22 protein-coding genes are annotated in these 22,052 nt (G+C 38.0%); 16 read left to right on the top strand and 6 right to left on the bottom strand.

Annotated features, from left to right (window positions below; genetic code table 11):
* Positions 1–33: 33 nt before the first annotated feature.
* Positions 34–594: an RNA polymerase sigma-70 factor gene (locus BQ5338_RS12715; RefSeq protein WP_071147203.1), complete on the bottom strand. Its 561-nt coding sequence runs from the start codon at positions 592–594 to the stop codon at positions 34–36.
* A gap of 10 nt (positions 595–604) precedes the next feature.
* Entirely contained in the window at positions 605–1,738 is a 1,134-nt protein-coding gene (gene hemW, locus BQ5338_RS12710) for a radical SAM family heme chaperone HemW (protein ID WP_071147868.1), read from the bottom strand.
* Positions 1,739–1,955: 217 nt separating this feature from the next.
* Here hemW and BQ5338_RS12705 point away from each other — a divergent pair, with 217 nt between their 5' ends.
* The 3 genes from BQ5338_RS12705 (at position 1,956) to rprY (ending at position 6,627) form a co-directional block, all read left to right on the top strand.
* Positions 1,956–4,112, top strand: a complete 2,157-nt coding sequence (locus BQ5338_RS12705; protein WP_071147202.1) for an elongation factor G — start codon at positions 1,956–1,958, stop codon at positions 4,110–4,112.
* 259 nt (positions 4,113–4,371) lie between these two features.
* Positions 4,372–5,913: a sensor histidine kinase gene (locus BQ5338_RS12700; protein WP_071147201.1), complete on the top strand. Its 1,542-nt coding sequence runs from the start codon at positions 4,372–4,374 to the stop codon at positions 5,911–5,913.
* A gap of 12 nt (positions 5,914–5,925) precedes the next feature.
* Positions 5,926–6,627, top strand: coding sequence for a response regulator transcription factor RprY (gene rprY, locus BQ5338_RS12695; RefSeq protein ID WP_071147867.1), 702 nt, complete (start codon positions 5,926–5,928; stop codon positions 6,625–6,627).
* Between the two features lie 383 nt (positions 6,628–7,010).
* Here rprY and BQ5338_RS12690 read toward each other — a convergent pair whose 3' ends face one another.
* Entirely contained in the window at positions 7,011–7,457 is a 447-nt protein-coding gene (locus BQ5338_RS12690) for a MarR family winged helix-turn-helix transcriptional regulator (RefSeq protein WP_071147200.1), read from the bottom strand.
* A gap of 160 nt (positions 7,458–7,617) precedes the next feature.
* Here BQ5338_RS12690 and rpsF point away from each other — a divergent pair, with 160 nt between their 5' ends.
* Genes rpsF through rplI form a run of 3 tightly spaced genes read left to right on the top strand, consistent with a single transcriptional unit; the run spans position 7,618 to position 8,700 of the window.
* Positions 7,618–7,965, top strand: a complete 348-nt coding sequence (gene rpsF / locus BQ5338_RS12685) for a 30S ribosomal protein S6 (RefSeq protein ID WP_071147199.1) — start codon at positions 7,618–7,620, stop codon at positions 7,963–7,965.
* Between the two features lie 2 nt (positions 7,966–7,967).
* The gene (gene rpsR / locus BQ5338_RS12680; RefSeq protein WP_071147198.1) at positions 7,968–8,240 is read left to right on the top strand and encodes a 30S ribosomal protein S18; all 273 of its coding nucleotides are present in this window, start codon (positions 7,968–7,970) and stop codon (positions 8,238–8,240) included.
* Positions 8,241–8,256: 16 nt separating this feature from the next.
* Positions 8,257–8,700 (top strand): 50S ribosomal protein L9, encoded by a 444-nt coding sequence (rplI, locus tag BQ5338_RS12675; protein WP_071147197.1) that lies wholly within the window; start codon positions 8,257–8,259, stop codon positions 8,698–8,700.
* Between the two features lie 195 nt (positions 8,701–8,895).
* Here rplI and BQ5338_RS12670 read toward each other — a convergent pair whose 3' ends face one another.
* Together BQ5338_RS12670 and BQ5338_RS12665 are read right to left on the bottom strand one after the other, a co-directional pair.
* A complete protein-coding gene (locus BQ5338_RS12670; protein ID WP_071147866.1) occupies positions 8,896–9,099 on the bottom strand; it encodes a hypothetical protein in 204 nt (67 codons plus the stop codon).
* A 159-nt stretch (positions 9,100–9,258) separates the two neighbouring features.
* A complete protein-coding gene (locus tag BQ5338_RS12665; RefSeq protein WP_071147196.1) occupies positions 9,259–10,932 on the bottom strand; it encodes a long-chain fatty acid--CoA ligase in 1,674 nt (557 codons plus the stop codon).
* Between the two features lie 142 nt (positions 10,933–11,074).
* Between BQ5338_RS12665 and mtaB the strand changes: the two genes are divergently transcribed.
* The 9 genes from mtaB (at position 11,075) to tsf (ending at position 18,809) form a co-directional block, all read left to right on the top strand.
* The gene (mtaB, locus tag BQ5338_RS12660; RefSeq protein WP_071147195.1) at positions 11,075–12,394 is read left to right on the top strand and encodes a tRNA (N(6)-L-threonylcarbamoyladenosine(37)-C(2))-methylthiotransferase MtaB; all 1,320 of its coding nucleotides are present in this window, start codon (positions 11,075–11,077) and stop codon (positions 12,392–12,394) included.
* A gap of 13 nt (positions 12,395–12,407) precedes the next feature.
* Entirely contained in the window at positions 12,408–13,301 is an 894-nt protein-coding gene (locus BQ5338_RS12655) for a lysophospholipid acyltransferase family protein (RefSeq protein WP_078063493.1), read from the top strand.
* Entirely contained in the window at positions 13,298–14,320 is a 1,023-nt protein-coding gene (locus tag BQ5338_RS12650; protein WP_071147193.1) for a glycosyltransferase family 2 protein, read from the top strand. The genes BQ5338_RS12655 and BQ5338_RS12650 overlap by 4 nt, the downstream gene beginning before the upstream one ends.
* A 39-nt stretch (positions 14,321–14,359) precedes the next feature.
* Positions 14,360–14,881, top strand: coding sequence for a methylglyoxal synthase (locus tag BQ5338_RS12645; RefSeq protein WP_071147192.1), 522 nt, complete (start codon positions 14,360–14,362; stop codon positions 14,879–14,881).
* Positions 14,882–15,182: 301 nt separating this feature from the next.
* Entirely contained in the window at positions 15,183–15,482 is a 300-nt protein-coding gene (locus tag BQ5338_RS12640) for a hypothetical protein (protein WP_071147191.1), read from the top strand.
* A 655-nt stretch (positions 15,483–16,137) separates the two neighbouring features.
* A complete protein-coding gene (rplM, locus tag BQ5338_RS12635) occupies positions 16,138–16,599 on the top strand; it encodes a 50S ribosomal protein L13 (RefSeq protein ID WP_071147190.1) in 462 nt (153 codons plus the stop codon).
* 5 nt (positions 16,600–16,604) lie between these two features.
* Entirely contained in the window at positions 16,605–16,991 is a 387-nt protein-coding gene (gene rpsI / locus BQ5338_RS12630) for a 30S ribosomal protein S9 (protein ID WP_071147189.1), read from the top strand.
* Between the two features lie 124 nt (positions 16,992–17,115).
* Positions 17,116–17,952, top strand: coding sequence for a 30S ribosomal protein S2 (gene rpsB / locus BQ5338_RS12625; protein WP_071147188.1), 837 nt, complete (start codon positions 17,116–17,118; stop codon positions 17,950–17,952).
* A gap of 32 nt (positions 17,953–17,984) precedes the next feature.
* Entirely contained in the window at positions 17,985–18,809 is an 825-nt protein-coding gene (gene tsf, locus BQ5338_RS12620) for a translation elongation factor Ts (protein WP_071147187.1), read from the top strand.
* 84 nt (positions 18,810–18,893) lie between these two features.
* Here tsf and BQ5338_RS12615 read toward each other — a convergent pair whose 3' ends face one another.
* Entirely contained in the window at positions 18,894–19,241 is a 348-nt protein-coding gene (locus BQ5338_RS12615; protein ID WP_071147186.1) for a translation initiation factor, read from the bottom strand.
* A gap of 139 nt (positions 19,242–19,380) precedes the next feature.
* On the opposite strand from BQ5338_RS12615, the gene BQ5338_RS12610 reads away from it, so the two are divergent.
* Positions 19,381–22,002 carry a DUF5686 and carboxypeptidase regulatory-like domain-containing protein gene (locus tag BQ5338_RS12610; protein WP_071147185.1) on the top strand — a complete coding sequence of 874 codons (2,622 nt, stop codon included), beginning with the start codon at positions 19,381–19,383 and terminating at the stop codon, positions 22,000–22,002.
* The last annotated feature ends 50 nt before the right edge of the window (positions 22,003–22,052 follow it).

The following is a 22,052-nucleotide window of genomic DNA, read 5'->3' as shown; positions in this document are numbered from 1 at the left end:
TAATAATAAAGACAGCTGCAAAAAGAGATCTCCCTATTCCTTATTCGTTAAATAAATGTTAATAGTTTCTTTGAGGCGGGTAACTGCTTTTTGGAGTTGTGCATCTACAGTCTTTGTACTAATTTTAAGCTCTTGAGCTACTTGGGCATAACTTTGTTTTTCTTCTCGTATGCGGATGAATATTTCTCTACAGCGTTCTGGTAGTCTATCAAGTGCTTTTACGTAAACGGAAAAAAGTTCATCATTAATAAGGGCGTCTTCTGGAGAAGCTTCTCTGCCTTCAGGCTCAGGTATGATATCAGGAGCGATGCTTGAGTGCTTCAACTCTTTTTCCAGATAGTTTAATGACGCATTTTTTATAAGGATGAAGCAGTAGTCTTCAAAAGAAATTATTGCTATTAGTGAGGAACGTTTTTCCCATAGCTTAATAAATACGTCGAGAACAATTTCCTGTGTCCATGCTTTGTTTTTTACATAGTAGTAGGAAATACGGAAAAAACGGTCATAACAAAGATCATAGAATTGCCGGAAGGCTGTTTCCGAATCCATGTCCTGCATTTTCTGTAGTAGTATTTTTATCTCAGTTTCACTCATTGATCCTACTTCAGTTTTCTACTCGCAGTAAGTCGCTCATGATTCCATCAGAGACGAAAATACCTTTTTTTGTTAGTTTTAGGTGGTTGTTTAGTAATTCCAATTGCTCGTTTGCGATATATTTGTTTGCTATAGTTAGGCAGTAATCTAAATAAAATTGCCCAAAGCGCTGGCTTATTTGTTCTAAAGAGAGTCCCCAACGAGTTCGCATTGATGTTATGACCAGTTCGTTGTATCGAGTCTTCGTATCCAAACATTCTGTTTTATAAGAGCGTTGATTGTTTTCTATACCTTTTATATATGCAGTGGTTGAGGAAATGTTCCATTCTCTCGTTTCACCATTAAACGAATGAGCCGATGGCCCGCAACCAAGATACTTCGTTCCTTTCCAATAAGAAGTGTTATGGCAAGAGTATTTTTGGGGAAGGCAGAAGTTGGATATCTCATACTGCTCATAGCCTGCCGCAGAAAGTCGCTCGGTTAGGATTGAGAAAAAACGGATACTAACTTCTTCGTTTACTTCTTCAACTTCACGCTTATTCAACATTCGATACAAAGGAGTGCCTTTTTCGTATGTTAGGTGATAAGCCGAAATATGTTCCACATTGAGTGCTATAGCTTGCTCCAAATCTTTTTTCCAAGTTTCCTCATTTTCACCGGGTAAACCATACATAAGATCAATACTGATATTATTAAATCCGGCCTCTCGGGAATGCGCTACTGCTTTGATGGCTTGCTCGGCATTATGACGCCGTTTAAGTAGCTTTAAGGTAGGACCATTGAATGTTTGGATACCAATGCTTATCCGGTTGAAAGGAAGTTGAGCAAGTTCACTTAAGTATTTAGGGCTTAAATCATCAGGATTTGCTTCAAGGGTTATTTCTTTGCAATATGACGTATCGTAGACTCGTTCAATCGTATTGAAAATTTTGCTAAAATCCTTTAGGGAAAGCTGTGAGGGGGTACCTCCTCCAAAATAAATTGTTTCGAGAGGTTCTCCCTGTAGATAATCTTTTCGCATCTCTAACTCGTTACAGAGTGCTAATATATAACTTTCCATCAAACTGTTTTTGGTGGTAGTGTAAAAGTCACAATAGATGCAACGAGTTTTACAGAAGGGTATATGTAGGTATATTCCTGCCATCGTTGATTTTTTAAAGTTAATAGATGGAATCTCCATCTATCTTTGATTTGCTTGTAAAGTTAGTAATTTACTTAAATAGAACTAACGTGTTGCATAACATTGTTTAGAAACATTGAGCAATTATTGTTTTTAATTGTATTAATTTATAATTTGCGCATCACTTAATTAAATATATGCGAGAAAACATATTGAGTTAACTCTTTAAATCTTATATGTCATGAAAGTATATCAGACTAATGAAATTAAGAACATTGCCTTATTGGGAAGTTCTGGCTCTGGGAAAACCACTCTCGTTGAAGCGATGCTATTCGAGAGTGGTATTATAAAGCGTCGCGGCTCAGTTGCCGCAAAGAACACAGTGAGTGATTATTTTCCCGTAGAGCAGGAATATGGTTACTCTGTTTTTTCTACCGTTTTTCATGTTGAGTGGAATAATAAGAAGCTGAATATGATCGATTGTCCGGGTGCGGATGACTTTGTGGGGGGTGTTGTTACTGCGTTGAATGTAACGGATACTGCAGTTCTTCTTTTGAATGGTCGTTATGGCATAGAGGTAGGCACTCAAAACCATTTCAGATACACCGAGAAGCTTCATAAACCAGTCATATTTCTGGTGAATCAGCTTGATAATGAAAAATGTGATTATGATAATATTCTTGAGCAACTGAAAGAAGCTTATGGGACAAAGGTTGTTCCAATTCAGTACCCCATTGCGACAGGACCTGGATTTAATGCGCTAATTGACGTACTGTTGATGAAGCGGTATTCTTGGAAGCCAGAAGGTGGTGCTCCTATGATAGACGAAATTCCGGCTGAAGAAATGGATAGAGCCATGGAAATGCATAAAATCCTAGTGGAAGCTGCAGCCGAGAATGATGAAGGACTGATGGAAAAGTTTTTCGAAGACAATACTCTTAGCGAAGATGAGATGCGTGAAGGTATTCGCAAAGGCCTTGCTGCACGTGCGATTTTTCCTGTCTTTTGCGTTTGTACGAGTAAGGATATGGGAGTTCGACGCTTGATGGAATTCTTAGGAAATGTGGTCCCTTTTGTATCGGAGATGCCTAAAGTGACTAATTCAGAAGATCAGGAGGTTGCTCCAAATGTTTCAGGGCCGAAATCTCTTTATTTTTTTAAAACCAGCGTGGAACCTCATATTGGCGAAATCTCTTATTTCAAGGTGATGAGTGGAAAAGTGAGAGAAGGGGATGATTTATTAAATATTAATAGGGGGTCAAAAGAGCGAATTACCCAAATATATGTTGTGGCTGGGGCTAACCGAATAAAAGTAGAGGAACTTCAAGCGGGTGATATAGGCGCTGCGGTGAAGTTGAAGGATGTAAAAACCGGAAATACTTTGAATGGTAAAGATTGTGACTATCGATTTAGCTTTATTAAATATCCTAATTCTAGATATTCCCGAGCAATTAAACCTGTAACTGAATCGGATGTTGAAAAAATGATGAGTATTCTTAATCGTATGAGAGAAGAAGATCCGACTTGGGTTATTGAGCAATCTAAGGAACTGAGACAGACGCTTGTGCATGGGCAAGGGGAATTCCATTTACGTACCTTAAAGTGGCGTTTGGAAAATAACGAAAAGCTCCTTGTTAAATTTGAGGAGCCTAGAATTCCATACAGAGAAACAATTACTAAGGCGGCACGGGCAGACTATAGGCACAAGAAACAGTCAGGAGGTGCGGGGCAATTTGGAGAGGTTCATCTTATTGTTGAACCTTATAAAGAGGGAATGCCTGTGCCGGATATCTATAAATTTAACGGTCAAGAGTTCAAAATAACGGTGAGGGGTACTGAAGAAATCTCTCTTGATTGGGGAGGTAAGCTTGTTTTTATTAATAGTATCGTCGGTGGCTCAATTGATTCTCGCTTTATGCCTGCCATACTAAAAGGAATTATGGCTCGTATGGAGCAAGGTCCATTAACTGGTTCATATGCTCGGGATGTACGTGTTATTGTATATGAGGGGAAAATGCATCCTGTAGATTCTAATGAAATCTCATTTATGCTTGCTGGTCGGAATGCTTTTAGTGAAGCCTTCAAGAATGCCGGGCCTAAAATATTGGAACCGATTTACGATGTGGAGGTGTTTGTGCCCTCAGATAAAATGGGTGATGTGATGGGAGACCTCCAAGGCAGACGGGCTATTATTATGGGGATGAGTAGCGAAAAAGGGTTTGAAAAATTGAGTGCCAAGATACCTCTGAAAGAAGTATCGTCCTATTCTACTGCTTTGAGTTCATTAACAGGTGGTCGGGCTTCATTTATAATGAAATTCTCAAGTTATGAACTTGTTCCGGCCGATCTACAAGATAAATTAATTAAAGAATTTGAGGCAAAGCATACTGAAGAATAGATTCTGTTAATACAAACATATGAGCCGCCATTTTTTTATAGCTGAAAAATGACGGCTTTTATGTTCTAATTATCAAGACTTATGTCCGTAGCTATAAAATTTAATTTTTTATTAATTTTGCAAACTAAAAGAGTCTAATATTTGTTATACTCATCAGTATACTATATAAAAATAGCTTTTGGGTTAATTAAGGAGAACTTGCGGTTAAATCAGGTTAATTCATTAGGAATGTTAATTAGGGAGTGTTAATTTTGTTGCCATGAAGAAGTCAACAATCTGGATATTGGGTATCGTTATGGCTCTTTCTTTTCTTAGTTTACTGTATTTGCAGGTAAGCTATATTGAAGAAATGGTGAAAATGCGTAATGAACAATTCGATGAATCAGTTAAACGTAGTTTATACCAGGTTTCAAAGAATGTAGAATATGATGAAACTCAGCGTTGGTTAGAGAGAGACGTCTCGGCGACTGAGAGACAGGCTTTGGCTCAATCTTCTTCTCCTCAGAAGAGCGATTTAGTTCAGCAAACTCAGCGTTATTCTGTTGCAACACAGGATGGATCTGTGTATTCAGCTTTTGAATTGAAAACAATAACAACTAAGCCTTCGGCATTGCCTAAGGCTATGATATCCCGCAGGCATGGTACTAATACAATACCTCAGACGTCTAGAACCTTGCAAGAAGCGATTAAAAATCGTTATTTATATCAACGTTTTTTGCTTGATGAGGTTGTCTGGCAAATGCTCTATAGGGCTAGCGACAAGTTACTTGAGGAACGGGTTAATTTTAAGAATTTAGATCAATACCTCAAGTCAGAACTGATAAATAATGGAATAGATATACCTTATCATTTTGTTGTTATAGACAAAGATGGACGTGAAGTGTATCGTTGTTCTGATTATGATGATAAAGGTAGCGAGAGTTCTTATAGTCAGATTCTTTTTCCAAATGATCCACCGGCAAAGATGAGTGTTGTCAGAGTTCACTTCCCTGCTAAAAGAGATTATATTTTTGATTCAGTGAGCTTTATGATTCCTTCATTGGTTTTCACATTAGTGCTATTGATAACGTTCATCTTTACAATTTATATTGTGTTCAGGCAGAAGAAACTTACGGAAATGAAAAATGACTTTATTAATAATATGACGCATGAATTTAAGACCCCTATATCGACAATTTCTTTAGCTGCACAAATGCTGAAGGATCCTGCAGTAGGTAAGTCTCCCCAAATGTTTCAACATATTTCCGGGATTATTAATGATGAAACGAAGCGTTTAAGATTTCAGGTGGAGAAGGTTCTTCAGATGTCGATGTTTGACAAGCAGAAGGCTACTTTGAAAATGAAAGAATTGGATGCGAATGAAATGATCTCTGGGGTAATTAATACGTTTACTCTAAAGGTTGAACGATATAATGGAAAGATTACATCTGATTTGGCTGCAGTTGAGTCAACTATTCTTGCTGATGAAATGCATATTACTAATGTGATCTTTAATTTAATGGACAATGCTGTTAAATATAAGAAACCAGAAGAAGATCTGTTATTAGATGTCAGAACTTGGAACGAACAAGGTAAATTGATGATCTCGATACAAGATAATGGCATCGGCATAAAAAAAGAGAATTTGAAAAAAGTCTTCGACAAATTTTATCGCGTGCATACAGGTAATCTGCATGATGTAAAAGGATTTGGGTTGGGGTTGGCTTATGTTAGAAAGATCATTCAAGACCATAAAGGATCTATCAGGGCTGAAAGTGAATTGAATATTGGAACTAAATTTATTATTGCATTACCTATATAAAAAATGAATGATATGGACGAGAAACTGCGTATTTTGCTATGCGAGGATGATGAAAACCTTGGCATGCTTTTGAGAGAGTATTTACAGGCGAAAGGTTATTCGGCTGAGTTATTTCCTGATGGCGAAGCTGGTTTTAAGGCTTTTCTTAAAAATAAATATGATCTATGTGTGTTTGATGTGATGATGCCGAAGAAAGATGGCTTCACATTGGCTCAAGAGGTTCGAGCTGCAAATGCAGAAATACCTATTATTTTCTTGACTGCTAAAACATTAAAAGAAGATATACTAGAGGGCTTTAAGATTGGTGCAGATGATTATATCACGAAACCATTCAGTATGGAGGAGTTGACCTTTAGAATCGAAGCTATACTGAGACGTGTTCATGGGAAGAAGAACAAAGAAAGTAATGTCTATAAGATTGGAAAATTCTCTTTTGACACTCAAAAACAAATTTTATCAAGCGAGGGAAAGCAAACGAAGCTTACTACTAAAGAATCTGAATTATTAGGATTGCTTTGCGCACATGCAAATGAGATATTACAGCGTGATTTTGCATTGAAGACTATTTGGATAGATGACAATTATTTCAATGCCCGCAGCATGGATGTGTATATCACGAAACTGCGTAAACATCTTAAAGAAGATGATTCCATTGAAATTATAAATATTCATGGTAAGGGCTACAAGTTGATTACGCCAGAACACGAAATTTAATAAGTCTCTACATTGAGAATAAAAAAGAGGGTGGTCAGTTTTTGACACACCCTCTTTTTTATTCTCAATGTAGAAAAGCTTTAGTCAGTAATTCTTTTATTAAGAACGATATAAGAAATGATTCCTATTACGACTAATGAAGCAGATGATAACAGAACAACATTGTTGTTTACATTTCCTGTGAAGGAGCAAACGACTAAAATAATTGCTCCAATTAGAATTAGTAGTAATCCCAAATTTTTTAAAAATACTTTCATTTGTGTGCCTTTTAGTGAATTTATATTCTAATTAATACAAAGAAAAGCATTATTCTATTATGGGCGAAATTATTTATGCAAAAAAAGCATTAAGTAATTCAAATAGTCGATTTTTCTTTGATGAGATTAGTCTTTAGTGTTGTAGAATATCTTTCTGAGTACATCTTGACTTATGCGTAGTTCATCTACATTTATGCCTAGTAATGCTTCTTTTAGTGTTTTGTTGGCGATGGTATGGGCATTTTCTTCCAACTCTTTCCCTGTTTTTGTTAGATGAATCAGGTTGGTGCGGCGATCATTCTTATCTGAGATACGAACAACGAGATGTTGGCGTTCCATATTATCTATAAGACGGGTCATGCTTGGTTTGTCTTTGAAAGTTGCATTGCACAACTCTTGTTGTGTAACTCCGTCTTTCTCCCATAAGAAGATTAATACAGTCCATTGTTCTGGACTGATTTCTAATCCGTTTTGCCGGAAATTTCGATAAAGTTTCCGGTTTATGGCTGCAGAGACTTTGCCGTTCAAGATGGCAAAAATTAATCTGATATCAAAGTTAAACTGTTCAATCATGAAATTATTGTTTAAGCAACTTTGCAAAGATAATGTCCTTAGCTGATAATTCCTATCTAAAAGGTATAAAAAAAGATCAAAAGTTGGTTGTTCGGAATAAAAATCCTACCTTTGCGCTCGAATTCTAAAATAAAATAATTATTTTTTTAATTGAACGAGTATGAATCAATATGAAACCGTTTTCATTTTAACTCCCGTTTTATCTGATGTTCAGATGAAGGAAGCGGTAGAAAAATTCAAAAGTATTCTTCTTGCAGAAGGTGCTGAAATTATTAATGAGGAAAATTGGGGGCTGAAAAAATTAGCCTATCCAATACAGAAAAAATCGACAGGGTTTTATCAACTGGTTGAGTTTAGTGCAGAGCCAACTGTAATTGAGAAGCTGGAGCTAAACTTTCGTCGTGATGAGCGCGTTATCCGTTTTCTTACTTTTAAAATGGAGAAATATGCTGCTGAATATGCTGCTAAAAGAAGAAGTCTGAAATCAACTAAAAAGGAGGAAAATTAATCATGGCACAACAAAATCAATCAGAGATCAGATACTTAACTCCGCCTTCAGTAGACGTGAAAAAGAAAAAGTACTGTCGCTTCAAAAAGAATGGAATCAGATATATCGACTACAAAGATCCTGAATTCTTGAAGAAATTCCTAAACGAACAAGGGAAGATCCTTCCACGTCGTATTACAGGTACTTCTTTGAAATTCCAACGTAGAATTGCACAAGCAGTGAAGAGAGCGCGTCATTTGGCGTTACTTCCATTTGTTACTGACATGATGAAATAATTGAAGGAGAAAAAGTATGGAAATTATATTGAAAGAAGACATAGTAAACTTGGGTTATAAGAACGATATCGTAGCGGTTAAAGCTGGTTATGGTCGTAATTACTTGATTCCCACAGGAAAGGCGATTATTGCTTCTCCTTCTGCCAAGAAAATGTTGGCTGAAGATCTTAAGCAACGTGCTCATAAACTTGAAAAAGTCAAAAAAGATGCAGAAGAATTGGCAACTAAGCTAGAGGCTGTATCTCTTACTATTGGAACAAAAGTAAGTTCTACAGGAACTATTTTTGGTTCAGTTGGTAATATTCAGATAGCTGACGAATTAACTAAACTTGGTTTTGAAATTGAAAGAAAAACGATCGTTGTTAAGGATTCAGTGAAAGAGATTGGCTCATATAAAGCTATCGTGAAGCTTCATAAGGATGTTTCTGTTGAAATTCCTTTTGAGGTGGTTGCAGAGTAACTATTTCCTGTTAACGATAATATATAAAGATGGGTATTCCTTTTTGGGAATGCCCATCTTTTTTATATCTTTATTTTCTCTTTTACAGGAAGAGTGATGAGATATTCCTAGAAATGTATTTTGAGTTTGAAACAATAAAAGGGCCTGTGATGTTACATCACAGGCCCTTCTCATTTTCTAATTGTTGTACTGAAATTATTCAGCTACAACTGCTGCGCTATCAACAACTGCTGTTGTATCAGTTGCTGCTGCTTCAGCTGCTGCAGCTTCTACTGCTGCGATTGAATCAGCGATACGGATTGAATCAGCTTTAGCTTTTTCAGCTTCAGCTTGTTTGTTACCACATGATGCGAAAGATACTGCTGCAATAGCTGCGAACATTAAAATTAATTTTTTCATTTTCTTTGCTTTTTTAAATCTGTAATACAATCAATTGCTTATTAAAACGTTGCAAATGTATAGACTTTTTTGATATGTTGTACTCTTAGTAGCGACTTTTTTTTATTTTTTTTATTAAGGCTGTTTTTTCTTGCTCTAATAATATGTTGTATAACATGCTTAATCCTCTGTTATACTGTTATATAGGTACCTTTTTATACTTCTTTTTGGGGTCTTCTCGAACTCGCTTGGATATAGTTGTATCTGGCTAATTTTCTCATAGGTAGCTACACAATTATTTAGATTTTTAAGATTTTCGTTCATAATGGTTTTTAAATGTTCGGGGTGATTTAAGCCAAGTGAATCTAAAGTTTCATAGTCGGCATACACTAGTGCTAGCAGCTTTTTACTCTTCTCTATAACGAGGCTTTCAAGGATAAAAGGCATGTTATTCAATCGGGCTTCAATTTCTTCGGGGAATATATTCTGTCCGCTTGAACTTAATATCATTGTTTTACTACGTCCCCTGATGAATATATTTCCATTTGCGTCTATTGTGCCAAGATCTCCGGTGCGTAACCAACCGTCGTCAGTAAGTACTTCGTTGGTGGCTTCTACGTTTTTGTAATATCCTACCATTACATTCTCTCCACGTACTTGTATCTCACCCGTTTCCATATCAGATCTTTCCTTATAAATACGAGCTTCCATTATATCGAGGATTTTTCCTGATGATGTGCGTATAAATTCATTCCATGGTGCATAGCTTATCAGAGGGCCACATTCTGTCATTCCGTACCCGATGGTAAAGGGGAATTTTATTTTATGAAAAAACTCTTCAACTTCCGGATTCATTGCCGCTCCACCTATGATGATCTCTTTAAATCGTCCACCCAGTGCATCTATCATTTTTTTACGGATTTGGCCGTATATTTGGGCGTCCAGTAGGGGGATGCTTAATGCCCATTTCATTCCTTTTTTGCTGATCAGTGGTTGAATGACATTTTTATATATTTTTTCAATGACTAAGGGGACAGTGATAATCAGGTTGGGCTTTACTTCTTCAAAAGCTTTCATGATAATTTTGGGTGAGGGAGCCTTTCCTAATAAGGTGACATGCGTGCCTACGGCTGTTGCAGTAAGGAAATCGAATGCGCAGCCATAAGCATGTGCTAAAGGAAGAAAGGAGAGTACCTTATCTCCTTTTTTAAGGAGTTCGGTACGAATACCAAATGTTATATTTCCGGCGAGATTGTTTCCTGTTAGCATTACGCCTTTGCTAAATCCCGTGGTTCCGGAAGTATAGTTCAGTAACATCACTTTGTCATTGCTCAGTGTTGTGTATTGTACATTATCTTTGTAGAACCCGTCAGGATAAGTTTGCAGCATTTCTTCATTTACGTGCTTTAGGAATTTCTGTATGGTTTCTCCATCTCGTTGATGTAAGCAGCGAAAATCTGTTAACGAAAAAACTCCCCGCAAATCGGATAGACTTTCTTCCTCTAGTGTTTCCCAGATAGTATCACTTGTAAAAAGGAATACGGATTCGGAGTGGTTGACGATGTGATGCACATCGTTTGGATGGAAATCTTGTAAGATAGGGACAACAATAGCGCCATAAGTGATGGTGGCCATATATGCTATACACCATTTAGCATTATTTTTTCCGATGATCGCTATTTTTTCACCACGGCGCAGGTTGCAATATTTGAACAACAAGTGTAACTTGGCAATCTCTTGTGCTACTTGCCCGTAAGTGTAATTCCCTTCTTCTCCGTAATCTGTGTAGCATGGCAAATCCCAATTCTCTCGGAAACTGTTTTCGTATAGTTTGATGAAATTCTCTTTTATCATTGCACGATCTTTGTTGTTTTGTGCAAAAATAGGAATAATGTTTCGGTCTCGAAAGTCTTTGCGGGATAACTCTTGATTACAATAACAACTTTTAATTATAATAATGTGTACCTTTGCATTGAATAATGTATTTGACAGAATTATGATAGATACTACTGTATTTCAAAATAAGACAGCCGTTTATTATACATTAGGCTGCAAATTAAACTTCTCAGAGACATCAACGATAGGAAAAATACTCCGTGATTCGGGCGTTCGCACGGCACGGAAAGGCGAAATAGCTGACATTTGCGTTGTGAATACTTGTTCGGTAACGGAAATGGCCGATAAGAAATGCCGGCAAGTAATTAAGCGATTGATAAAGCAACATCCTGGCGCATTTGTTGTGGTTACAGGTTGTTATGCTCAACTTAAGCCTGAGGATGTGAGCAAGATAGAAGGAGTTGACTTGGTTCTTGGCGCCGAGCAGAAGGCTGACATAATGCAATATATTGGCAACATGCAGAAGCTGGAATCGGGTGAAGCACATACGTCAGCTTTGAAAGATATCTCTTCGTTTGCTCCTTCCTGTTCAAGAGGAGATCGTACGCGATTCTTTTTGAAAGTACAAGATGGCTGTGATTATTATTGTACATATTGTACGATTCCTATTGCGCGTGGACGAAGCCGTAATGGTACTATATCATCTATGATAGAGCAAGCTAAAAAGGCTGCATCTGAAGGAGGAAAGGAAATTGTACTGACTGGCGTAAATATTGGCGATTTCGGGAAAAGTACCGGAGAGACGTTTTTTGATTTGATAAAAGCACTCGATGAAGTAGAAGGAATTGAACGATATCGCATATCTTCTATAGAACCTAATTTGTTGACTGATGAGATAATAGAATACGTTTCGCATTCACGTCGTTTTATGCCTCATTTTCATATACCGTTGCAATCGGGTAATGATGAGGTTTTAAAGTTGATGCATCGGAAATATGATACGGCACTGTTCGCTTCTAAAGTAAAGAAGATAAAAGAAGTGATGCCGGATGCTTTTATAGGAGTAGATGTAATTGTCGGTACGCGAGGTGAAACAGATGAATATTTTGAATCTGCTTATGAGTTTATTAAAAGTCAGGATGTAACACAGCTACATGTTTTTAGCTATTCAGAACGTCCCGGCACTCAGGCATTGAAGATAGAACACGTTGTGGCTGCTGCCGAAAAGCATCAACGCAGTCAACGGTTACTAGAACTTTCTGAAGAAAAAACGAAGGATTTTTATTCTCGTTTTATTGGGCATTCGATGCCTGTGCTGTTGGAAAAAGCCAAGTCAGATGCTCCTATGCACGGCTTTACCCAAAACTACATTCGTGTGGAGTTGGATAGTTCTAATCAATTGGACAATCAGGTGGTGTTACTTCGGTTGGGTGAATTTAATGAAGAAGGCACAGCTCTTTTGGGCACTATTATAAATTGATTAAATAATAAGGATGTCTAGACTTGTTTATATCTTTGTTTATCTGGGAATGTGGCTATTAGCCATACAACCTTTCTCTATGTTATATCTCTTATCTGATGTGATGTATTTCTTTATGCATAGAGTGATAAGGTATAGAAGAGGTGTGGTTCGACGAAATTTGAAAAAATCTTTTCCCGAAAAGTCGGAAGCAGAATTACGTGTCATTGAACGAAAGTTCTACCACTATATCTGTGATTATATGCTCGAGAGCTTAAAGATGCTAAAGATGCCTGTAACTCAACTACACAGACGTATGCATTTTGAGAATACAGAACAGTATCTGGAGATGATAGAAAAGTACGGTGGGATTATAGTAATGATGCCACACTATGCCAATTTTGAATGGACCATTGGTATGGGTATGTTCATGAAATCAGGTGATATCCCGATGCAGGTGTACAAGACAATTCGTAATCCATTTGTTGATCGGTTGTTTCGCAACATTCGTTCTCGATTTGGTGGCTATAATGTGCAGAAGTCAGATGCGGCTCGTGAGGTGATTCGTGCTAAACATGCCGGTAAGAAACTTGCGCTTGGCCTTGTGGCTGATCAATCTCCAAATGCTCATAGCCTCCATTATTGGACGAAGTTTCTGAATCAAGATACTGCTTTTATGAATGGAGGAGAACGTATTGCCCGAATGATGAATTATCCGGTGTTTTATTGTGAATTAAAAAAAGAAAGGCGAGGATATTGTGAAGCTACATTTGTGTTGATATCCGAGTGTCCCAAAAACACTGTTGATGGCGAGATAACAGAAATGTATGTTCGCCATGTAGAGCAGACTATCTTACGTGAACCTGCCTACTGGTTTTGGTCGCATAAACGCTGGAAGCATGAACACCTTGCTGAACAAAAAAAATGAATAAAACAGCTGTTGTTATATTAAACTGGAACGGATGCGAGATGCTTCGTTCTTTTTTACCCTCTGTTGTTGCACACTCCGAGGCAATGGGTGGAGTTGAAGTTTATGTGGCCGATAATGGTTCTACGGACGGATCCATCTTTATGCTTCGTGGGGAGTTTCCTACTGTACACTTAATCATTCTTGATGGTAATAATGGCTTTGCCGATGGTTATAACTTGGCTTTGAAAGAAATAGAAGCTGAGTACGTTGTATTACTCAATTCGGATGTAGAGGTGACTCCTCAATGGCTTTGTCCTCTGGTCGAATATATGGATGCTCATCCTGAAGTAGCAGGGTGTCAACCTAAAATACGTAGTTGGCGGAAGAAAGATCTATTTGAATATGCTGGAGCGGCGGGAGGCTTTATTGATCGTTATGGCTATCCTTTTTGTAGAGGAAGAATCCTGTCGGTGGTAGAAAAAGATCATGGTCAGTATGATAATGTGATTTCTGTCTTCTGGGCTACTGGTGCAGCATTATTTATTCGTTTGAAAGACTACAATGATGTCGGAGGCTTAGATGGCCGCTTTTTTGCTCACATGGAGGAAATTGATCTTTGCTGGCGGTTGCGTGCCAGAGGGCGACAAATTGTTTGTATTCCTCAAAGTCTCGTTTATCATGTGGGCGGAGCTACTCTTAAAAAAGAGAATCCTCGTAAGACCTTTCTCAACTTTCGGAACAATCTTGTTATGCTTTACAAGAACTTGCCTCAAGATGACTTAACCCGTGTGATGTGCGTGCGTGCGTGGCTCGATTATGTTGCTTCCTTTTCTTTTTTACTTAAGGGACAGTTGCCTAATGCTAAGGCGGTGTTTCAGGCGCGCCGAGAGTTTAAAAAGATGAAACCTTTGTTTTTGGCAGAGAGAGAAATAAATATGAGAAAAACGATACTGAATCCTATCCCTGAACGGATAAATAGTAGTATCTTAGCACTGTTCTATTTGAGAGGAAGGAAATTCTTTTCTAATATTATATAATGTGGGAAGTATAAAATCTTTGATTGATATTGAATTATTATGGGAAAGCTAATTAGAAAAATCGGTTTAGTAGCGCATGATGCTATGAAAAAAGACTTGATTGAATGGGTGGTCTGGAACTCTGAGCTATTGGTGGGGCATAAGTTTTATTGCACCGGTACTACCGGTACGTTAATTCTTGCTGCCTTAAAAGAAAAACACCCTGAGATAGAGTGGGATTTTACAATCCTAAAGTCAGGCCCGTTAGGAGGTGATCAACAAATGGGGTCACGTGTTGTAGATGGAGAAATTGACTATCTCTTCTTTTTTACAGATCCGATGACATTGCAACCGCATGATACAGATGTGAAAGCACTTACTCGTCTTGCCGGTGTAGAAAATATTGTATTTTGTTGTAACCGTTCTACTGCAGACCATATTATTTCTAGCCCTCTATTTGTTGACCCTGATTATGAAAGGATACATCCTGATTACTCTGGATATGCTAAGCGCTTTGAGAATCAATCCGTTGTGATGGAAGCTGTGGAGTCAGTGAATAAAAGGAAGCAAGCGAAAAAATAATATTTATTTCCGCTATTTATAACGATAAAAGCGGAAGTTTGCTTTGGCAAACTTCCACTTTTATTTGTTCATCTACTGCATTTACTTCCTATGAGAAACGCGCATTTTACTATCACATCTATTACGGATATTACGGAATCTGCTGAAAGTGCTAGTGATTCGCATCTGTTGAGCTCATCAAACGGATGAGACTGTTTGATGAAAAGCGTAAAACAATTGCAGCGAAAAAGAACAAACGCCCGAGGTTGTAACTCCTGAGTGATTGCCAAGAAGAGCGACGGGACGGAGAAAAACTATTTTAATGGTTGAACCACAACGAGGGTATGCTTACTCGGAAGTGATGCAAAGAAGTGCAAATAAACTGTTTGAAAGTGCACAAAACAATGCACAAAACAGTGCAAAAACAATGCAAAAAGCACTTCTGCAAAATGTTGATAATGAATTAGTTATGACGTGTTCTCTAGAAGAGGAAAGTAAAGTAGAGAAAAACAAAGAAGAGTATGGTTGTTGTGGTACAACAACTACGCGCGTAATCACATCCACAACCACAAGCAATTGTCGCGTTTCCATTCTTCCATTTTTGGCTTGCCGCAAAAGGTGAAGAAGCAGAAAACCAACTTCCAACTTCCAAATTTCTCGTTTCGAATTACTTCCATGATGATTGTAGCTACGAGCAATTCAAGTCGTTGCGCTCAAGTCTAATCGCTTGTTTGATGCTACGTCCATCACCTTTATTTTGTTTTTGGCATAAAACTTAGCTCTAGTGTGATCATCACTTTGCTGTGGCATTTTGGTTGATAGATAGATAATCTTGTTCTTTCAAAGAGAACGGTTCTGTTGGAACAACTGAACCGTTTGGTTGATGAAAGAGAACGGTTTAGTTTGCGCTATTGCATAGTGCAGATTTTTTTAGACCTTATGCGTGAAAGATTAGTTGAATGTGATTTCTAAACCAAAGCAACGTACTTTAATTTCCTTTGCCACAGGGGCTCTCGGATGTATGAACATCGTGTATATGATTTTTATTGCAAAAATAAGTATTGGAGGTGCCTAGTCTTGTTTTTAGCGGTCTGAGAACGCCAAAAAAAGGTGGAAATAGTTTGCCAATTCAAAGAAAAGCCGTAATTTTGCAAGCCGATTATTATCATAAAAGGATAAGAGATTCATTCATAGCGAGTTAGCTCTCCTTTGTCCGGGGAAAGTTAATACGTGGTGAAGACTTTTTTTAGTAGTAACATTTTAAAAACAAATTAAGAGTGGATACTTTAAGTTACAAGACCATTTCTGCAAATAAAGCGACAGTGACCAAAGAATGGGTTATTGTTGATGCTACAGATCAGTCTCTGGGACGTCTGGGAGCGAAAGTTGCGAAACTGTTGAGAGGTAAGTATAAACCAAACTTTACCCCTCATGTGGACTGCGGTGATAACGTAATTATCATTAACGCAGACAAAGTAAAATTAACAGGAAATAAATGGCATGATAGAATCTATCTATCATATACAGGATATCCTGGTGGTCAGAGAGAAATAACTCCTGCCCGTTTGCAAGCAAAACCTAATGGTGACGACAAATTGATGAGAAAAGTTGTTAAAGGTATGCTTCCTAAAAATAAGCTGGGTGATAAACTGCTTGGTAACATGTATGTTTACGCAGGTGGTGAGCACAAACATGAGGCTCAATGCCCAAAAACAATTGATATAAACCTACTTAAATAAATATAATGGAAGTAATAAATGCATTAGGCAGACGTAAACGCGCAATCGCTCGCGTATTCGTTAGCGAAGGTACAGGAAAGATTACTATCAACAAGAGAGACCTTGCACAGTACTTTCCATCAACTATTCTTCAGTATGTAGTTAAACAACCATTGAACAAGCTTGGTGCTATTGAAAAATATGACATCAAAGTAAACTTGTCAGGTGGTGGTTTTACAGGTCAGTCTCAGGCTTTGCGTTTAGCAATTGCTCGTGCTCTGGTTAAAATCAATGCTGAAGATAAATCAGCTCTTCGTTCTGAAGGCTTTATGACACGTGATCCTCGTTCTGTAGAACGTAAGAAACCGGGTCGTCCAAAAGCTCGTAAGAGATTCCAGTTCAGTAAACGTTAATGTTGTCTGGGCTGTTAGAGCAGGAGAATGTTTAGCATCTAAACTACTGGGACTCTTCTTTCAGGCTACCCAGCGGTTGGTTTAGAAAACAGAAAAGAAAGTAAACGATTTAAAGAATAAAAAAATGTCAAGAACAAATTTCGATATATTATTGGAAGCCGGTTGCCACTTCGGACACCTTAAGAGAAAGTGGAATCCATCTATGGCTCCTTATATTTTTATGGAACGTAATGGTATTCATATCATTGACCTCCACAAAACTGTTGCAAAAGTGGATGAAGCTGCTGAAGCTCTGAAACAAATTGCAAAATCAGGCAAGAAAGTCCTTTTTGTTGCTACTAAAAAACAAGCGAAACAGATTGTTGCTGATAGAGCATCGTCTGTGAATATGCCTTATGTTATTGAACGCTGGCCGGGTGGTATGTTGACTAACTTCCCTACAATCCGTAAAGCCATTAAGAAGATGACTACTATCGACAAGTTAACTAGCGATGGTACTTATTCTAATCTTTCTAAAAGAGAAGTCCTTCAGATTTCACGTCAACGTGCTAAGTTGGATAAGACTTTAGGTTCTATTGCAGATCTGACTCGTCTTCCTTCTGCTCTTTTCATTGTAGATGTAATGAAAGAGAATATAGCTGTTCGTGAAGCTAATCGTTTAGGAATACCTGTATTTGCAATCGTTGATACTAATTCAGATCCTTCAAATATTGATTTTGTAATCCCAGCAAATGACGATGCTACAAAATCTGTTGAAGTTATTCTTGAAGCTTGCTGCATGGCTATGCAAGAAGGTCTTGAAGAAAGAAAAGCTGAAAAAGTAGATTTGGAAGCTGCAGGCGAAGCTTCTGCCTCAAAAGGAAAGAAGAGACCAGCTAAAGCAAGACTTGATAAATCCGATGAAGAAGCAATTAATGCTGCTAAGGCAGCTGCTTTCTTGAAGGGAGACGAAGAAGCTTAAAATCAACAACTAACTACCAAATTTTAATTGATATGGCTGTAACAATGGCAGATATAACCCACCTGCGCAAAATGACAGGTGCTGGTATGATGGATTGCAAGAATGCTTTGACAGAAGCTGATAGCGATTTTGAAAAAGCAATGGAAATTATTCGTAAAAAAGGTCAGGCTGTTGCTGCAAAGCGTTCTGATCGTGATGCTTCTGAAGGATGTGTCTTGGCCAAAACAACTGGCGATTACGCAGCGATGATTGCTCTGAAATGCGAAACTGATTTCGTTGCAAAAAACGCTGATTTCGTTGCTCTTACGAACGAAATTCTTGATTTGGCTATCGCTAACAAGTGTGCCGATGTTGAGGTTTTGAAGGCTCTTCCAATGGGAAAAGGCACTGTAGGTGACACTATTATTGACCGTATTGGTATTACGGGCGAGAAAATGGAATTAGATGGCTATGGATTTGTTGAAGGTCCTACAACTTCTATCTACATTCATCCGGGAAATAAACTTGCTACGATTGTATCTTTCAATCAACCTAACGTTGAAGCACAAGTGGCTCACGAGATTGCTATGCAAATCGCTGCAATGAATCCTATTTCACTGGATCCTGAAAGTGTTCCTGCTGAAGTACTTGCCAGTGAGAAAGAAATAGCAGCTGACAAGGCACGTCAAGAAGGTAAGCCAGAAAACATGATTGAGAAAATAGCTTTGGGTCGCATCAATAAATTCTACAAAGAAGTTTGTTTGCTTCAACAAGAATATGTGAAAGACGGTAAGTTGACCGTTGCCCAATTCCTAGATAGCTCAAGCAAAGGTCTTACTGTTACTGCTTTCAAGCGCTTTACGCTTAACGCAGATTAATAGGATCTTAAAAAGTCGATATAAAAATGGCCATCCCGATTATCCGGATGGCCATTTTTTATTGTAAGAGGAAGAACAAATCTGTTAGCCTACAGGCTTTGTCTTTATATATCCTTCTTTCTTTAATAGATCTATTATTTTTAGCTTGAAGTCGCCTTGTATAATGATCTCGTGTTCTTTGGAGGAGCCGCCTACACCACATTTACTTTTGAGTAATTTACCTAATTCTTTAAGCTCGTTATCCGTACCAACAAATCCGGTAATAAGTGTAACCACCTTTCCGCCCCTATTTTTCTTATCAAGTTGTACGCGCAGGTTTTGTTTATTGGGTTCCAATATCATCTGTTCTTCATTATTTTCGCTCTCATAGTTATAATTCGGATTGGTAGAGTAAACTACATTCAATCGTTCTTTCCAATCATTATTTTTCATGCCCAATCTTTCTATAATTATTCCTCAAAAATAATATTTAGTTCTGTGCTTTGCAATTTTTTCAAAGGTTTATCGTCTAATAAATGTCATCCATTCATGTGGGTGTCTTCAGTATTAAGAATTAATAACTAGCAGATAGATGAAACGACGACTTGTTTTTATTGTTATTTGTATTCTTTCTCTGCCCATATTGAGCCAAACGTTTAAGGGAAGGGTAACGGATGAAAAAGGAAATCCGATTCCTTATGCATCCCTTTATTTGCGTGAACTGCATTCCGGTTCTACGACAGACAACAATGGATTTTTTCAAATGACATTGAAGCCAGGACGTTATATCTGTGAGATTTCATCCATTGGATTCACTCAGCAAGTATTAACGATACAGGTTCCGACAGAAGGCTTGGAACAAAACATCGTTCTCTCTGAACGGATATATCAGTTGAATGAGGTGAGTATACAACGTGGTGCGGAAGATCCTGCGTATACTGTTATTAGACATGCAATAGCTCGTGCTCCTTATTATAGAACTCAATTGAAGAGTTTTACTGCGGGAACATATCTTAAAGGTACAGGTAAAGTGAAAGAAATCCCATTAATTTTTAAACTATCTAAGAAAGTAAGAAAGACATCTAAAAAATTGCAAGGTAAGTTGTTTGTGCTTGAAGAGCAAAGAGAAATTTCTTTCACGGCACCCAATAAATGGGAGAATCATATAAAGGCTTATGCTAATTCTTTTCCTGAAGAAATAAATATTAATCTGGGCTTGACTACTATTAATATGTATGCGCCGGAATTGTTTGGGAAGGTTTCTCCTTTAAGTCCTGGGGCTTTTGCCTATTATCGTTTTAAACTTGATGGTTGTTATGCTGAAGGTGAGCATTTGGTGAATAAAATTCGAGTAATTCCAAAAAAAAATAGTCCAAAGTTACTTTCAGGGTATCTATATATTATAGAAGATCTTTGGTGTATCTCTGCTGCCGAATTGTCATTAGATGGAGGTGGATTAAAGGCGACTATAAAGGTGACTTGCAAGGAAGTGAAGCCTACGGTATTCCTTGCTACTTCTACCAGCATGAATTGTGCTATTGACGTTGTGGGTATTAAAGCGGAAGCTTCTTATCTTGCAGCAGTGCATTATCGAAAGGTTGAGACAAACAAGGAACCGCTTACACCCCAACAGTTAACCTCCGCAGCCAATGCAGAGGCTACTGCTGCACGTCTTATGCCTAAGAGGCAACGGAAGGTGCTTGAGCAAATAGAACAGATCTCTTCGAAAAAAGAACTTTCTACTGCTGACGCTTACAAGTTGTCGAAACTAATGACAAAATCCATTGAATTGTCCGATACTCTTCGCTCTAAAAATAGATACGAACGAATGTCAAAAGCAAATGAAACTAATACCAAAACGGATTCTCTGGCGGGGCAAAAAGATTCGTTGTACTGGGCTACTGTGAGGAGTGTGCCTCTTCGACCCGAAGAAATGCAAAGCTATATTCGCAAAGAGAAGTTGACAGTTGTGAAAGATTCTCTCACAAAGAAGGGGGATGCCTCTTCTAGCGTTGCTATTGGTTCATCTGGAGGAGTTCTAAATACAATGTTATCCGGTAATACATTTCGTACAAAAGACAAGAATGCTTGGTTGCGCCTTTATAGTCTTGCTTCTTATATACCCGAATATAACTTTGTCGATGGACTTTGGATAGGAGCTAAGTTTACGGCAGGAATAAATCTATCCAAAAAGTCTACGCTAAGTTTTACACCTAGACTTTATTATGTCACTTCTCGCAAAAAACTGTTGGGCAGTGGGTCACTATCTCTGGAGTATGCACCTCGAAGAAGAGGACGTTTAACGATAAGTGGAGGAGTACTTTCTACTGATTATAATGAAGAGAATGGAGAGTCACGCTTACTCAATGGGATATCCTCTTTACTCTTTGCCCGTAATGAAGTAAAATTATACGAAAAACGCTTTCTCTCGTTGAATAATGATATTGAGCTAGCCAATGGGCTACAACTCTCAGCTTCCCTTCAATGGCACCGTAGAAGAATGCTGGACAACACCATCTCAAGTAGCTTGTTTAATCAATCAGCAAAATCTAATATCCCTGGAAATACTAATTTTGTGCCGATGTTGGAAAATGACCTATTGAAATCATCTTTTCTTTTGACCTATACTCCTGCGCACTATTATCGCATGGTGGAAGGAAAGAAGAAGTATGAAGATTCTGCTTTCCCTACCTTTACGCTAGGTTATGAACGTGCCTTCCCTATGAGTGGAGGTAGATATATCTCTTCTTATCATCGTGTTGAATTTTCTGCAAAGCAAACGGTAGAGTTTGGGATGTTCAATCGTTTGAGTTGGTATGCCAATGCCGGAGGCTTCTTTCATGCTAAAAGACTACAATTCCCTGATTATAAACATCTTGCTACGACCAATTTACCATTTACTGAGCGAACCTTCACTGAAGGATTCTCGCTTCTGGAGAATTATCGTTATTCTACTGCTAGTCGCTGGGCACAAACTAATCTGATGTGGAGCACTCCTTATTTACTGCTCAAACATCTGCCACTTCTTCAAAGAAAAGGTTTTGACGAAGCTTTACATCTGCGCTCACTTATATCTTATGATCGTAAACCTTATTTTGAATTAGGCTATTCTGTTGGATTTCTTGACTTTGCTCGCATTGGTGTTTTTGGTGGCTTTGATTACTTGAAGCATCATTCTACGGGAGTATCCGTCAGCATATCCTTGCCAAAATGAGCTTTCAGGGAGTTTATCAGTTTGTTTTATATAGAAATTATGTTAAGCTT

The sequence above is a fragment of the Bacteroides ihuae genome, from assembly GCF_900104585.1.
Classification (GTDB): Bacteria; Bacteroidota; Bacteroidia; order Bacteroidales; family Bacteroidaceae; genus Bacteroides; species Bacteroides ihuae.
This window is presented reverse-complemented; position numbering and strand designations above follow the sequence as displayed.